Here is a 15,166-nt window from a genome sequence, read left to right on the forward strand (position 1 = left end):
CACTCCTGTTGCATTACTTGGCCCTGCATTTGATGCCGTGATAGTAAACGTTACATTACTGCCCACATTAGGAGTAGCATTGTTTGACACTTTTATAACTTTTAAATCAGCGTTACAACTTTCTGTCTGAAAATCTTTTGTAGTCACCGATGTGCCACCACAGTCTGTAGCTACCGAATACTGAACTTTAACGACACCTACTCCAGTAAAATTCAAAGTATTGGTCACCAAATTACCTGGCCCACTTAAAACTGTCAATGTACCTCCAGCTGGAGATGGCTCCAATACTACTGAAGATCCTACACAATAATTAGAATTAGGCCCTCCTCCTGTTGAGGCAGGTTGTATAACTGGTATAGATTCTACTCCACAAATTTGTACAGCAGCTGTAGCAAAATTATAAGCAGCTTCTGTTGTGCTGGCATTGGTACCATCTCCCATACTTCCTCTAATTCTGTGGCCCGCATAACCAAACTTTAGATCACATTTTCTCACAATCATAGAAGTGTGTCCACCAGTTTCAACAGCTAAAATATTGTCCGTAATAGAAATCCCATTCGGCATAACAGGATTAGCAGGATCTGCTACAACCCCTAATAAAGAATTATTATTATCACCAAAAGCATAAAGATTTTTGGCATTATTAATAATATTGACACTCGCATATTGTCTATCATGTTCTTGTGAACTAAACCATTTGATGTTATTCATAACTTGACCAGCAGCCGAGGTATAACGTGGTTGCACCCAGCTTAATCTGTCAGTTGTTGTCCAATCTCCTAATTGTCTTGATGAATTCTTTCCTAATGCATACAAATTTTCATCAGTTGACAAAATATAATATGACCTACTAGTAATACTTCCAGTAGATCCAATCATTTTTGGTATTACTCCTGAAGGCAAAGTCATTTGAATTGCTCTATTTTGAATTGGAATGATTGCTGAATTATTTCCTAACAATACATTTTCACCCCAAACATATACTGTACCATCAGATTTTAATGCCATTAAACCATTGACATTTCCTCTGCAGGCAACCACATTATCTAAAAACGGATTTCCACTAACAGCAGTAGTAACTTTATACCAAGTTAAGGCATCCCCGACACCTCCATTACCTCTTACATTAGCATTTTGAGAAATCACCCAAACATCTCCACTACAAGTTGTAATGACAAGTGTCTGGTAAGTAGCAAACATCATTTTAACATCACCTGGATTCACTCCTGCTGGCAATCCGTTTGCATTTCCTTGGATTTGTATTTTCTGAAATGTTGTACTCGAAGTAATAGATGCATCCAAAACAATTCCTTCCTTAGACCATGCATATAATCCATCAGTTGCCAAAATAACTCCCTGAACATTATTTGCTGAATTACTTCCCAAACCAGCCTTTAAAGGAATTGCAGTTCCCAATCCAGGGAAATTTGCACCATTAATTGTCAATGGTGCCAATACATTGGCGACTCCATCGTTTCCTACATTCTCACCCCAAGTTTGTAAAGATCCATCTGAAGTTCTTACAATCGTGGTATGAAAAGAAGATATAAAATTATCATATTCTATTGTCGCCGCATTATTATCCGAATCAACTCCAAAATTTGACAAATCTATATTTGGACACCCTACTGGTGGTGAAGAACACTGTGAATTTGCCGCATGGATAAACATGAATAACATGAAAAATACACATATTGAATATTTAGTTGCTGAGTAGTATTTTATCATAACTAACACTATTAATTTATTAATTGACGAAGATTATAGGTTTGAACCTGACTATTGAAGTCATAGAAATCGAACATTAGATATGTCTCCTTAGATATCCCCCCCGATACTTTGTACTTAAACAATTGAACTCCATTCTTAATCTCAATTGTTTCATTTAATGCTTTAGCCGTTAGCGAGGTCCCAATTCCTGTTATTGATAAAGCTGGCGCTGTTAAATTTGTAATCGAATTATCCTTTGTTGAAATTGTTATAGGGATACTGATTATAAAATCTTCATAATTTCGCCCTCTTTCCAATTTCTCTGTAAATTTTATTTTCGAAAAATCGAAAGATAATTTCACAGAACTCACCTTAACAATCATTTTATCCTTAAACAGAGGATGGCTGCATTCTTCATTATTTTTTTTGATTTCAATGAATTCTATTTCATATTCTCCAGGTTCTTGAAATACATAATCATTAATCTGACTTCCTGTTAAAGCCATCGCAATTCTCTCTTTCGAATTTATAATTGTCCATCTAACTGAAGAATCGAAATTTCCAAAATTGATCTTCTCTCCAAATGAAATTATCTTATAGAATTGCTTATTCGTTCTACTATTAAAATAATTATCATTACTTCTCTCGTTTTGCGCTCCAACCTGAAAACTTATCATAAGTAAGTTGAAAAGCAAAAAGTACTTCATCATAGTTTGCATAATTTAAGCTTTACATTTTGAATTAATAATTTTGATCATTTTACCGCATTTTTGTTCAACACCATAGCTGTTTGTAACATGCATACAAAGCTTATGATTTGTAGTTTATGAAAACATTGGAACTCTTTATCAATTACGTAAGAAAGAAATTATTCGTAATTGATAAAGAAATCAATACGCTAAAAATCAATTAGTTACAAGAAGCAAAAAGAAAATTACCCTCAACTAATTGAGACAGAAGGTTACTTTAAACACAGTAAAAAGCCATTTTATACTATAATAAATACATGGAGTTTATTGAAAAATGACTTGTAATTCCTAAAAAGTATGTTTAACCGGAATTTTCAATTCTTTCTTACAAACCTAAAATTCAAAAGACAATTAGACGAGATTGATAAGAATTCTACAAGAGAGATTGTTATATTATAAAATAAAAACTCGTTAAATAGCATAATACTATTTAACGAGTTTAACAGGCTGCGCTTCTCCATCTCAATCTTGACCGACACAATACTAAATCTCCAATTCCTGTGTATCATTAAAAAATCTAAGTTTCGATAAAATATATCTCTACTTTTAAACCATTCGCACCTTCTATTGAATTAAAACTTTTATTGATTTTTTTAAAGATCATCGACTATTAGAAATTTTAGACCTAATAATTTTTGATCTGGCAATTTTAGATAATGCTATTAATTTTTCCCAATTGGCCAAACTAAGAGACATTTCATAACCATTATGACTAATGTTCAGCCAAATTCCACAATGGTCATCTACACTAATAAAAACTTCTTGTTCTCCTAGATCATCCTGATCACAAAACAATTTTACTTTTTGAACTACTGTTATTCCTTTCATATGAAAAGTTTTTTATTAATCTCCATTACAACTTTCTATTAGTTGATCTATTCCTTTTGATAGTCCAAAATCACTTCCATTAAACTATTTCTACTTTTCATTAATACTCCATTTTGAGCTTTAAAATTGTTAGAATTCTATTTTAACGAAGAAAATAAATCGCACTCCATTTTACAAAACTTACTATTTTTTTATTGCGTAATTTAGAAAACAGCGATCCCTTAATCGTTAATTTATGTAGTGAAAATGTGGTTCTAATCCAAAAAATAAAGAAATTCCATAAAAAAACATTCCTAAAAACATAAAATCGCGCTAATCCTTTCTTTTTTTTAACACGAATTATACGTTAAAAAATGAGATATTCTTAAAATTTTATCCAAATATTGTTTATATTGCGCAATACGTAAAAAAACAAAGCATTTTAAAAGCTTTCATTAGATAGCTTTGTGAAGTATTTTCCGTAAAATAATTAAGTAGAATCAAAAACTTTTTAATTAAACTATTCCTCCTCAAAACAGACTGAAACAAAGCATTCAAAAATCAAACTCAGAGATGAAAATATTTTGTAATACCGATGCCTACCAATTTAAACAAAGACAATATTTCATAAAACATCCTAGTATTTGACACACATATAATATCTAAAATTCGTTTAATTTATCCCCTACCGTATGCGCCTAAAAATAGTATTCTACTTTTTAATTGCTAACTTATTACATTTTCAATGCTACGCACAAGACTCAGAATATGATAAAATTTATTCTGAAACTGCCCAAGTATTGGTGAGTACAAATCCAAAAAAAGCACTCACCAACACGAATTTATTATATAGAATTTCCAAAAATAATTCCGAGCGTATCAAAGCATGCATGCTCAGAGCTACTGTTCTACGACAATATGACATTAACAATGAAGCCATACGTTCACTAATGAAAGCAGATAGCTTAGCAACTATTGACAAAAATTATGCAATGTTATCACGGATCAACGGATTCTTATCTACACTCCATCGCGAGATTGGTATCCCCAGTTTGGGTAAAACATTTTTAGAAAAAGCACTTAATTCTAGTAAAAAAATAAAAGACAAAGATGAAATGTTCCGTTTTCAAGGAAACTTACATCAAGAGTTAGCCTATTATGAAATAGATGATCATAATTATAACAAAGCCAACGCATACCTTAGAAAGGGAAACAAATTATTTGAAAAAATAAGTTCCAACATAGACAAACCTTTTCATTTAGCTGTAAACAGTGAGGTCATAGCCAAAAACTATCTTGCAATGCATCAAGTAGATTCAGCACTAGTTTTATATAAAAAAGCTCTAAACCTACTCAGTGAATCGCAATCTCCAGAGAGCCCTTTAAAAGGATTCATCTATAATGGTTTGGGCAATGTCTACACTGCATATAAAGAATACCCAAAAGCAAAGGAAAACTATATCGAAGCTGAAAAAATAGCAGAAACTTCTAAATTTCACACCTTACAACATGAGGTATACAATTCACTTTTAAAATACTACAAACAAACTAAAAACAACCAAAAATATGTCTTTTACAGTGAAAAGTACAACGAATTCACCGACAATGAAGAAGGTAACCGCAAGCTCATTGCGGATAATTTAATTTCAACACTCCACGCCAAAGAAAAAAACAGCAACTCAAAATATAAAAAAATCAATTTGATTATTATTACTATTTGTATTCTAGCAATTCTAGTTACATTAGGGATTTACGCCTATAAACGAAAACAGGATTACAAAAAGTTCAAAGATTATATTTCAAAAAAAGATATACCACATCAGATCAAATTAGTAGCTACTCAAATTGACTTTGAGCCCAAAAAAGACACAACCAAAGAATACATGTCTCAAGAAACTGAAGAAAGTATTTTAAAAAAGATAGAAGAATTAGAACAACAAGAATATTATCTTGGGAAAGAGACATCATTAAATGTAATGGCAGCAGAACTAGGTATCAATCACCGCTATTTATCCTATGTAATCAACAAACACAAAGAAAAAGATTTCGCTAATTACATCAATGAACTAAGAATTAATTATATTGTAGACCGCCTACAAGCTGACCCCAATTTCCTTAAATACAAAATTAGCTATCTAGGTGAAAAATGCGGTTTTTCGTCTCATAGTCGTTTTACCATTATTTTCAAAAAAGTCACAGGCCTGTCTCCTCTAGCTTTCATTACCTATCTTAAAGAAGAACCAAAAGCAGATTCGAACAAAATAAGCTATCAAAACCAATTATAACAAATAATATAGAATTAGTTTAATCAACAAAAACTATATTGATCTAGCATAAATTTTACAAATGTTGACTCAATGGCAATCAAAAGTCTTTTCATAAGTTTGAAAAGACTTTTTTTTATGCTTCAACAGTGTCTTATATACAGATATAAACTACCTAAACATATTATATAGTATTAAAATGTTATCATTTTTACCTCCTACAATGCTCCATCCATTTGCCAATACATTTTATACAAAGATTTGATTAAATCTTATTACATGAAGAAATCAGCATAAACTCCCCCTCCCGATTACTAAAGAAAGAAGAATCTAGTAATAGTTACTAAAAAAACCTCCGTCTTTCGAAGTTTCAAGAATATACTATCATCAAAAGCCGAATCCTGAAAAGAACAATTAACTAACCTAAATCATTCTTTAAAATGCAATACAACTTATATCATAAAGACTCCCTTTCAAAACATTAAACAACAATCGATTGACAATCAGCTCTCTCTAAAAAGTTATTATTTCAAACCACACACAAATAAAAAAACAAAACCCGGAACAAACAAATTGAAATCATCTTTTGAGAATAATGCATAATTTAAAAATAGTACGCTGTCAAACGACGATTAATCAGGGTTTAACAAATGTTAACAAAATAGATTTTCAAAAACCATAAATAATCGTATTTTTACGGTTCAAAATTCAGAAAATAAATGGGCAAAATCATTGCGATTGCTAATCAAAAAGGAGGCGTTGGAAAGACTACAACATCTGTAAATCTTGCAGCCTCATTAGGTGTTTTAGAAAAAAAAGTATTACTAATAGATGCTGACCCTCAAGCAAATGCTACATCAGGACTTGGTATTGACGTAGAAGTTGTTGAGATCGGAACCTATCAAATACTGGAACATAGTCATACACCAAAAGAAGCTATTATTCAATGTACGGCTCCAAACGTGGATGTGATTCCGGCTCACATTGACCTTGTTGCTATCGAAATCGAGTTGGTCGATAAAGAAAACAGAGAATATATGCTAAAAAAAGCATTAGAAAGTGTTAAAGACGAGTACGATTATATCATTATTGATTGTGCTCCTTCATTAGGGCTTTTAACTTTAAATGCTTTAACAGCGGCTGACTCTGTAGTTATTCCAATTCAATGTGAATATTTTGCACTTGAAGGTTTAGGAAAATTACTAAACACGATTAAAAGCATCCAAAAAATTCACAACCCTGACTTGGATATTGAAGGATTGTTGCTAACCATGTACGATTCGAGATTACGATTATCAAATCAAGTTGTTGAAGAGGTTCAAAAACACTTTAATGATATGGTTTTTGATACCGTTATCCAACGAAATGTAAAATTAAGCGAAGCTCCTAGTTTTGGCGAAAGCATTATAAACTATGACGCTACGAGTAAAGGAGCTGTTAATTACATAAACTTGGCTCAAGAAATTATAAAGAAAAACAGTAAATAGTTTTTATGACAAAAGCGATTAAAAAACAAGCCTTAGGAAGAGGATTGTCTGCATTATTAAAAGATCCGGAAAACGATATCAAATCCGTAGATGATAAAAATGCTGATAAGGTTGTTGGAAATATCATAGAGCTTGAAATTAGTGCTATCGAAATAAATCCGTTTCAACCCCGAAGCAATTTTAATGAAGAATCGTTACGCGAGCTAGCCACTTCTATCAAAGAACTTGGTGTGATTCAACCTATAACTGTTCGAAAATTAGACTTTAATAAATACCAATTAATTTCTGGAGAACGTCGTTTACGAGCTTCAACATTAGTTGGCTTAAATACTGTACCTGCATACATCCGAATTGCAAATGACAACGAGTCGTTGGTTATGGCATTAGTTGAAAACATTCAACGTCATGACTTAGACCCGATAGAGATTGCACTTTCTTACCAACGTTTAATTGATGAAATACAGTTAACTCAAGAACAAATGAGTGACCGTGTTGGTAAAAAACGTTCTACAATTGCAAACTACTTACGTCTTTTAAAACTAGATCCGATTATCCAAACTGGTATTCGTGATGGTTTTATCAGTATGGGACATGGTCGTGCAATTATAAACATTGAGGATTTAGATGTTCAAACCGACATTTATCAAAAAATCGTTAGCCGTAATTTATCTGTACGCGAAACAGAAGCTTTGGTAAAAAATTACCACGAAAGTTTAAAACCAAAACCTGAAGGAAAGCCAAAAGCTTCTTCATTTGATATTGAAGAAGATCAAAAAAGTACATTTACAAATTATTTTGGCGCAAAAGTTGACATAAAAGTAGCTGGAAATGGAAAAGGAAAAATTACAATTCCGTTCCATTCAGAAGAAGACTTTGCCAGAATCATCAAATTAATTAACGGGTAGTGAATAAGATAATTCCCATAGGTCTATTATTTTTTCTATTAGGAAGCGCAACTGTTTTTGCTCAGTCAAAAAAAGAAGATGCTGCCTTGATAGCAAAGGACACCTTAAAGTCCAATGATATAGACCCGCTTACTCCTGCAAAAGCAGCTTTTTACTCAGCTATCTTGCCAGGTTTAGGACAAGCATACAATAAAAAATACTGGAAAATCCCCCTTGTTTATGGAGCCATCGGAACAAGTTTATATTTCTATATTGATAACAACAAGAAGTATCATCAATATAGAGATGCTTATAAACGAAGACTAGAAGGCCACAATAATGACGAATTTCAGTATCTAGACGATAGCAGACTTATTGCAGGTCAAAAATTTTATCAACGTAATCGAGATCTATCTGCCCTGGTAACCTTGGGCTTTTATGTTTTAAATATAATAGATGCAAATGTTGACGCAGCATTGATACAATTTAACGTCAACGAAAGATTATCATTACGCCCAGAAATTTATCCTGACGATGTAACATTAAGACCAAACGTCGGACTAACATTTAATTACCACTTTTAGATTGCAGTATTAAACTACACTTTTAAAATATAAAACAAACACACAAATGAAAATTGCGCTTTTAGGATACGGAAAAATGGGGCAGGTAATCGAAAGAATTGCTTTAGAAAGAGGCCATGAAATTGTCTTAAAAAAAGACGAATTCAATACTTACGAAGGACTTGAAACCGCCAATGTAGCCATTGATTTTAGTGTTCCAACAGCTGCAGTTGCAAACATTTCAAATTGTTTTAACAACAATGTTCCTGTCGTTTCTGGAACAACAGGCTGGTTAGAACATTATGATGAAATGGTTACTCTTTGCAATGAAAAAAAGGGAGGATTCATTTCTAGTTCAAATTTTAGCTTAGGCGTAAATATCTTCTTTGAAGTTAACGAGCATTTAGCCAGAATCATGTCTAAATTTGATAGCTACAAAGTAGAAATGGAAGAAATCCATCATACTCAAAAATTAGATGCTCCAAGCGGAACCGCTATTTCATTAGCCAAAGGTGTAATCGAAAATAGCCCCTACACCAACTGGACTCTAGACGAGGCAAAACCTACAGAAATTCATATCGAAGCCAAAAGAATTGGTACTGTTCCCGGAACACATACTGTAACATACAATTCAGGCATTGATAGTATAGAAATCAAACATACAGCACATAATCGAGAAGGTTTTGCTCTTGGAGCAGTAATCGCTGCAGAATGGCTTGCTGGAAAACAAGGTATCTTCACAATGAAAGATGTCTTAGAATTTTAAATAAATAACATTAGAAATATAAAAATTCGTTTATCGAAAATCTATATTTTAAACTTTAAAACAAATTAGTATGACACTATATTTATGGTTTGTATTCTTCTTAGCAGTGCAAGTTATTCACTTTATAGGGACTTGGAAATTATATGAAGCTGCAGGAAGAAAAAGTTGGGAAGCAGCAATCCCTGTATATAATGCGATCATACTAATGAAAATTATTGGCCGACCAACTTGGTGGACAATATTACTTTTTATTCCAATCATTAACTTGATTATGTTTCCTGTTATATGGATTGAAACCTTAAGATCTTTTGGAAAGAAATCTACTTTAGATACCGTCCTAGGTCTTGTAACTTTCGGTTTTTATATCTATTATGTAAATTACACTCAAAAATTAGTTCATAATCCAAATAGAAGTCTAGTTCCTGAAAGCAAAACTGCTGATACAGTTAGCTCACTTCTTTTTGCTATAATTGTAGCTACTTTAGTTCATACTTATATTGTACAACCTTATACAATTCCAACTTCTTCATTAGAAAAATCATTACTTATTGGTGATTTCTTATTCGTAAGCAAGTTAAACTACGGTCCCAGAGTTCCCATGACAACTGTTGCCTTACCAATGGTTCATGACTCTATACCAATGACTAAACAGAAATCATATCTAAAATGGCCACAATTACCATATTTTAGACTTCCTGCTTTTGAGCAAATAAAACGAACTGATATTGTTGTCTTTAACTGGCCAATGGATACAGTTTATAAGTTTTTTGATACTTCTGGAAGAAGAGCAGACAAACCAATTGATAAAAAATCAAATTATGTAAAAAGATGCGTTGGTATTCCTGGCGATAGCCTAGCGATAAAAGACGGAATCGTTTACATTAACGGAAAAGTATTAGTTTTACCAGAGAGAGCAAAACCACAATACTCTTACGCAGTTGCTTTGGATGGAAAAACTCCTATCGATTTTGAATCTTTATTAAGAGAATTAGACATTACTGATGGCACAGGTTTTAAAGATGATGTAAAAAAAGACACCCTTTATTTTAGAGCTTTAACTGAAGCCAGCGCAGCAAGATTAAGAAATGTTCCTGGTATTACTTATGTGAAAAGAGAAATTGCAAGAGGTGTAGATCCAGGTATTTTTCCACAATTGGATAATTGGAATGCAGATAATTTTGGTCCGATATACATTCCTCAAAAAGGAAAAACTGTTGCATTAACAACCAAATCTTTACCTTTTTATAAGGCGATTATAAAAGAATACGAAGGAAACGATTTGCAAGTAAACGGTTCTGAAATAAGTATTAATGGCAAAGTTGCAACAACATATACTTTTAAACAAGATTATTACTGGATGATGGGAGATAACCGTCATAACTCAGAAGATAGCCGTTACTGGGGTTATGTTCCAGAAAATCATATTGTTGGAAAACCAGTATTCATCTGGATGAGTTGGGACACTAATGGCAAAGGAATAAATAAAGTTCGTTGGGACAGAGTTTTCACTACTGTAAATGGTGATGGCCAACCACAATCGTACTTCAAATATTTCTTATTTGCCCTTGCAGCCTTTTTCATTGGAGAATATTTCTGGAAAAAAAGAAAAGAGAAAAAGAACCTATAGCAGCTAGGACTTAAAAAAATAATCTTGACTTAAAAAAATTGATATGACATTTTATTCGTGGTTTATATTCTTCCTAATTGTTCAAGTAATCCATTTTATAGGAACATGGAAATTATATGTGGCTGCCGGAAGAAAAAGCTGGGAAGCTGCTATTCCTGTTTACAATGCCATTGTATTAATGAAAATTATCAGTCGACCTACTTGGTGGACGTTGTTACTTTTTATTCCGATTATTAACCTGATTATGTTTCCTGTAGTTTGGATTGAAACGTTACGAACTTTTGGAAAAAAAACGACATTAGACACTATTCTAGGACTTGTTACCTTTGGATTTTACATCTATTATGTAAACTATACTCAAAAACTAGAATACAATGCCAATAGAAGTTTAAAACCCGAGAATAAAACCGCTGAAACATTTAGCTCGCTTCTTTTTGCTATAATTGTTGCAACTTTAGTTCATACGTATATTATTCAACCATTTACGATACCAAGTTCTTCATTAGAAAAAACATTGCTAGTTGGCGATTTTCTATTTGTAAGTAAACTGAATTATGGTCCAAGAGTACCAATGACAACTGTAGCTTTGCCTATGGTACATGATACAATTCCAGGATTAAAAAAGAGATCGTATTTATTTAATGATGATGTAACTCAAAAAAAGACTTCATTATTAAACAAGCTTCAACTACCCTATTTAAGGCTACCTGGTTTTCAAGAAATAAAACGCAATGATATTGTTGTTTTTAACCAACCAGCAGATACGCTTTTGGACATGAATAATTTTTCGCCAGATAGAAATTATTACAAACCAATCGACAAAAAAACCAACTTAGTAAAAAGATGTGTTGGAGTTCCTGGAGATACCTTAGAAATAAGAAATGGACTTGTTTTTATTGATGGAAAAGAAATGAAACAAACTGAAAGAGTTAGACTACAGTTTTCTTACACTATTAAATTCAAGGTTAAGTTCTCTTCATATGAAGAAATCGCTAATCTATTAAGACAATATGATATTACTGATGATGTAGGTTACGACCCTAAAACCGATAGCTATTACGTACAGGCAACTCCAGAAGCAGTTAGCAAGGCCAAAAACAATCCTTACATAGAAAGCCTAGAACTAAGAAAAGAAAACAAAGGCGATAGAGATCCTAAAATATTCCCACATAACAAAAATTACAACTGGAACAATGATTTTTTTGGACCACTTTATATTCCTGAAGAAGGAAAAACGATTGACATCAATTTAAATGTTCTTCCTGTTTATAAACGCCTAATTACAGAATATGAAGGCAATGATTTAGAAGTAAAAGTAAATCAAATTTTTATTAATGGTAAGGTTGCTACAACCTATACCTTTAAGCAAAATTACTACTGGATGATGGGTGATAACAGAGACAACTCAATCGATGCCAGATATTGGGGTTTTGTACCTTTTGATCACGTAATCGGAAAACCTGTATTTATATGGATGAGCTGGGATACTCACGGCAAAGGACTTAATAAAGTTCGTTGGGATAGAGTTTTTACTACTGTAGATGGTGAAGGACAGCCACAATCATACTTTAAGCATTTCTTGTTTCTTTTGGCTGCCTACTTTATTGGCGAGTACTTCTGGAAAAAAAGAAAAGAGAAAAAAGCATAATCCATTTATTCGTTGAACTGGTTAATTGTTTACTTAAATTAACCAATCAAACAAAAATCACATGAATTCACTATTACTTCCAACCTATTTCCCATCAATTAGTCACTGTGCTGTAATGGCACAATCTGAAACCATTACGTTTGAAATAGAAGATAATTTCCAAAAACAAACTAACAGAAATCGCACTTACATCTATAGCCCAAACGGAATACAATTACTAAACATACCTGTAAAGCATTCTAAAAATGCACATCAAAAAACCAAAGAGATTCAAATAGAAAATGAATTTGATTGGCAAAAGCAACATTTTAAATCATTAGAAGCAGCGTATAGAAGTTCACCCTTTTTTGAGTTTTTTGAAGATGATATCCGTCCTTTTTTTGAAAAAAAACATCAATTTTTAATCGACGTAAATTTTGAGACCTTGGATATTGTTACGAAATGCCTACGAATGAAATTAGACTACAATAAGACTACCGAATACTTTCATGATACAGATAGTGCTATTTTAGACTTTAGAGCCTTAGCAAACGGAAAAAAGGACACTAACGCATTTGAAACCTATACTCAGGTTTTTGATGACAAACATGGTTTTATAAATAACCTAAGTGTATTAGACCTAATTTTTAATGAAGGAAAGTATGCAATGGAATATTTAAAGAATCAGAAAATATAATTTTCTGTACTATTCCATAGAAAGTGTTGCTAAAACAGGAAAATGGTCTGAGTTCTCAAAATCTGAAAAACTTTCAAATTTCTTTACTTTCATTTTATTATCGGCAAAAATATAATCGATTCTCGCAGGATAGTAACGAAACTTATATGTAGCTCCAAATCCTTCACCTGCTTCTTCAAAACTATCCTTTAGTTTCCCTTTTATATTACGATATACGTATGAGAACGGACTATTATTCATGTCCCCACATATTATAAGAGGGTAAGTGCATTCTTTTTTATTCTCTCTAAAAATTTCTGCCTGCTCTTGCTGTTGCTTGAATGCCTTACTTATTCGAGAAAGAATACGTTGTGATTTTTCCTGATTCATCACATCAATATTTTCAGAAATTTCATCTACATCTGGCGAGATCTTAATCGACTGCAAGTGCATATTATAAACTCTTATAATATCCTTACCACGCTTAATATCGGCATAGATTACATTATTATTCGAATTAGGAAAAACAATATTCCCTTGATACAATATGGGAAACTTAGAAAAAATTGCCTGACCGGTTTTAATTTTATTCCCTTCCATAAATATGTATCTATGTGGATAAGCTTTTAAATCAATATGAGCTGAATTTGAAAATTCCTGAATACATAAAATATCAGGATTTTTTTCATCTATAAAAGCTTTTATATCAAGAGGGACGTCTTCTCTGTCAATCCATTTAAAAACATTAAACAATCGCACATTATAACTCATTACCGTAAAATCCTTTTCGTTTTTAACGTACTCTTTAGTCGAAAATTTATAGAATTTATTTATAAAAGTAATTCCCATCAAGAGAACTAATCCCGATAGAATCATTCGTTTCTTAAACTGAATTGCCCAATAAAAAAAGAATAACCCATTGAATACAAAAAACAACGGCATGAATAAAGTCAATACCGATAAAAGAGGAAACATCTTAGGAGCTAAAAATGGTAAAATATAAGCACTGAACGTCAATACAGTAAGTACTATATTCAAAAAGAACATTATTTTATTAAACCATGAAAGATTTTTCATCATCCTCTAATTAATAATTTTTATTTCCCAGCTTTAAATAAAAATTCTTTTTCTTCCTTTGTTAAACAATCATAACCTGACTGGCTAATCTTATCTAAAATTTCATCTATTTGCTGTTGCGTTTTGTCTTTAGTAACAATTTTAGAGGTCGTTCTTTGAGTAGGTACATTATTGTAATTTTTATGCACCTTTTTAAAAGGCGTCGATGAAGATTTCTTAAATAAATTAGTAAAAAAATCTAAAACACGAGTTACAATCTTACTTAAATCAAAACCACTTTGCAATAATTTAATAAAAACGAATCCAAAAACAGCACCAGCAAGATGAGATATGTGACCTCCCATATTACCTAATCGAAACTGCATTAAGTCTAATACTAAAATAACAACAGTAATATGCCATAACTTAACATTACCAATGAGCAACAAGCGAACCGGCATTAATGGTTGGTAAGTCGTTGTAGCAACTAAAATTGCCATAATAGCAGCCGAAGCTCCAACTACAGAAGAACTAAGACTTAAAAAATAAAAACTAAGCGCAAAGACTACTCCTGCAAAGATTGCACTTAAAATATACAATCCCAAATATTGCTTGTCGGTAAAAAAAGTCAAAAATAAAGAACTAGCAAAATTTAAAACCAACATATTAAACAACAAATGCAAAAAACCGTCATGGAAAAAAGCATAAGTAAGAAACGTCCAAGGTTTGAATAAAAAATCCGAAGGTTCTGACGACAGCGCCAGCCAACTCGGAAAAGCAAATTGCCCTATCGAAAACTGGTAAAAAAACACCAATGAAACTAAAAAACAAGCAATATTCCAATAAATTACTCGCTGAGCAATACCGCCCATTTTATATTGTAACTTTAAATCGTCTAATATATTCATATGTGTTTTTTATGTTTAAAATTTAGATAATGAAGCTAAAAA

13 protein-coding genes are annotated in these 15,166 nt (G+C 32.2%); 8 read left to right on the plus strand and 5 right to left on the minus strand.

The annotated features are described in order from the left end of the window. The 3 genes from OIU80_RS02490 to OIU80_RS02500 all read right to left on the minus strand — a co-directional run. Positions 1-1,728: DUF11 domain-containing protein (locus tag OIU80_RS02490; RefSeq protein ID WP_264285517.1), on the minus strand; the 1,728-nt coding region annotated here is incomplete at its 3' end. Positions 1,729-1,739: 11 nt separating this feature from the next. After that, on the minus strand, positions 1,740-2,420 hold the full coding sequence (locus OIU80_RS02495) for a hypothetical protein (protein WP_264285518.1): 681 nt from the start codon (positions 2,418-2,420) through the stop codon (positions 1,740-1,742). Between the two features lie 639 nt (positions 2,421-3,059). After that, positions 3,060-3,287 carry a hypothetical protein gene (locus OIU80_RS02500; protein WP_264285519.1) on the minus strand — a complete coding sequence of 76 codons (228 nt, stop codon included), beginning with the start codon at positions 3,285-3,287 and terminating at the stop codon, positions 3,060-3,062. A 671-nt stretch (positions 3,288-3,958) separates the two neighbouring features. On the opposite strand from OIU80_RS02500, the gene OIU80_RS02505 reads away from it, so the two are divergent. The 8 genes from OIU80_RS02505 to OIU80_RS02540 all read left to right on the plus strand — a co-directional run bounded on the left by OIU80_RS02505 (position 3,959) and on the right by OIU80_RS02540 (position 13,181). After that, entirely contained in the window at positions 3,959-5,551 is a 1,593-nt protein-coding gene (locus OIU80_RS02505) for a helix-turn-helix domain-containing protein (RefSeq protein WP_264285520.1), read from the plus strand. 698 nt (positions 5,552-6,249) lie between these two features. Then, positions 6,250-7,017 carry a ParA family protein gene (locus OIU80_RS02510; protein ID WP_035627818.1) on the plus strand — a complete coding sequence of 256 codons (768 nt, stop codon included), beginning with the start codon at positions 6,250-6,252 and terminating at the stop codon, positions 7,015-7,017. 5 nt (positions 7,018-7,022) lie between these two features. Then, positions 7,023-7,922: a ParB/RepB/Spo0J family partition protein gene (locus OIU80_RS02515; protein WP_264285521.1), complete on the plus strand. Its 900-nt coding sequence runs from the start codon at positions 7,023-7,025 to the stop codon at positions 7,920-7,922. Next, entirely contained in the window at positions 7,922-8,485 is a 564-nt protein-coding gene (locus tag OIU80_RS02520) for a DUF5683 domain-containing protein (RefSeq protein ID WP_264285522.1), read from the plus strand. The genes OIU80_RS02515 and OIU80_RS02520 overlap by 1 nt, the downstream gene beginning before the upstream one ends. A gap of 46 nt (positions 8,486-8,531) precedes the next feature. Then, positions 8,532-9,230, plus strand: coding sequence for a 4-hydroxy-tetrahydrodipicolinate reductase (dapB, locus tag OIU80_RS02525; protein ID WP_264285523.1), 699 nt, complete (start codon positions 8,532-8,534; stop codon positions 9,228-9,230). 70 nt (positions 9,231-9,300) lie between these two features. After that, the gene (gene lepB / locus OIU80_RS02530) at positions 9,301-10,857 is read left to right on the plus strand and encodes a signal peptidase I (protein ID WP_264285524.1); all 1,557 of its coding nucleotides are present in this window, start codon (positions 9,301-9,303) and stop codon (positions 10,855-10,857) included. Positions 10,858-10,900: 43 nt separating this feature from the next. After that, positions 10,901-12,505: a signal peptidase I gene (gene lepB, locus OIU80_RS02535; RefSeq protein WP_264285525.1), complete on the plus strand. Its 1,605-nt coding sequence runs from the start codon at positions 10,901-10,903 to the stop codon at positions 12,503-12,505. A 61-nt stretch (positions 12,506-12,566) separates the two neighbouring features. Further along, positions 12,567-13,181 (plus strand): WbqC family protein, encoded by a 615-nt coding sequence (locus tag OIU80_RS02540; protein ID WP_264285526.1) that lies wholly within the window; start codon positions 12,567-12,569, stop codon positions 13,179-13,181. 9 nt (positions 13,182-13,190) lie between these two features. On the opposite strand, the gene OIU80_RS02545 is transcribed toward OIU80_RS02540, so the two are convergent. Then, the gene (locus OIU80_RS02545; protein WP_264285881.1) at positions 13,191-14,237 is read right to left on the minus strand and encodes an endonuclease/exonuclease/phosphatase family protein; all 1,047 of its coding nucleotides are present in this window, start codon (positions 14,235-14,237) and stop codon (positions 13,191-13,193) included. 20 nt (positions 14,238-14,257) lie between these two features. Further along, a complete protein-coding gene (locus OIU80_RS02550; protein WP_264285527.1) occupies positions 14,258-15,124 on the minus strand; it encodes a rhomboid family intramembrane serine protease in 867 nt (288 codons plus the stop codon). Between the last annotated feature and the right edge of the window lie 42 nt (positions 15,125-15,166).

Origin of the sequence: Flavobacterium frigoritolerans (genome assembly GCF_025847275.1) — a bacterium.
Classification (GTDB): domain Bacteria; phylum Bacteroidota; class Bacteroidia; order Flavobacteriales; family Flavobacteriaceae; genus Flavobacterium; species Flavobacterium frigoritolerans.

Bases quoted from the DNA above. Each gene is read 5' to 3' on its own strand.
- OIU80_RS02540 (WP_264285526.1), top strand. From the start codon at position 12,567: ATGAATTCACTATTACTTCCAACCTATTTCCCATCAATTAGTCACTGT.
- OIU80_RS02545 (WP_264285881.1), bottom strand. From the start codon at position 14,237: ATGAAAAATCTTTCATGGTTTAATAAAATAATGTTCTTTTTGAATATA.
- OIU80_RS02550 (WP_264285527.1), bottom strand. From the start codon at position 15,124: ATGAATATATTAGACGATTTAAAGTTACAATATAAAATGGGCGGTATT.
- dapB (WP_264285523.1), top strand. From the start codon at position 8,532: ATGAAAATTGCGCTTTTAGGATACGGAAAAATGGGGCAGGTAATCGAA.
- OIU80_RS02515 (WP_264285521.1), top strand. From the start codon at position 7,023: ATGACAAAAGCGATTAAAAAACAAGCCTTAGGAAGAGGATTGTCTGCA.
- OIU80_RS02495 (WP_264285518.1), bottom strand. From the start codon at position 2,420: ATGATGAAGTACTTTTTGCTTTTCAACTTACTTATGATAAGTTTTCAG.
- OIU80_RS02505 (WP_264285520.1), top strand. From the start codon at position 3,959: ATGCGCCTAAAAATAGTATTCTACTTTTTAATTGCTAACTTATTACAT.
- lepB (WP_264285525.1), top strand. From the start codon at position 10,901: ATGACATTTTATTCGTGGTTTATATTCTTCCTAATTGTTCAAGTAATC.
- OIU80_RS02500 (WP_264285519.1), bottom strand. From the start codon at position 3,287: ATGAAAGGAATAACAGTAGTTCAAAAAGTAAAATTGTTTTGTGATCAG.
- lepB (WP_264285524.1), top strand. From the start codon at position 9,301: ATGACACTATATTTATGGTTTGTATTCTTCTTAGCAGTGCAAGTTATT.
- OIU80_RS02510 (WP_035627818.1), top strand. From the start codon at position 6,250: ATGGGCAAAATCATTGCGATTGCTAATCAAAAAGGAGGCGTTGGAAAG.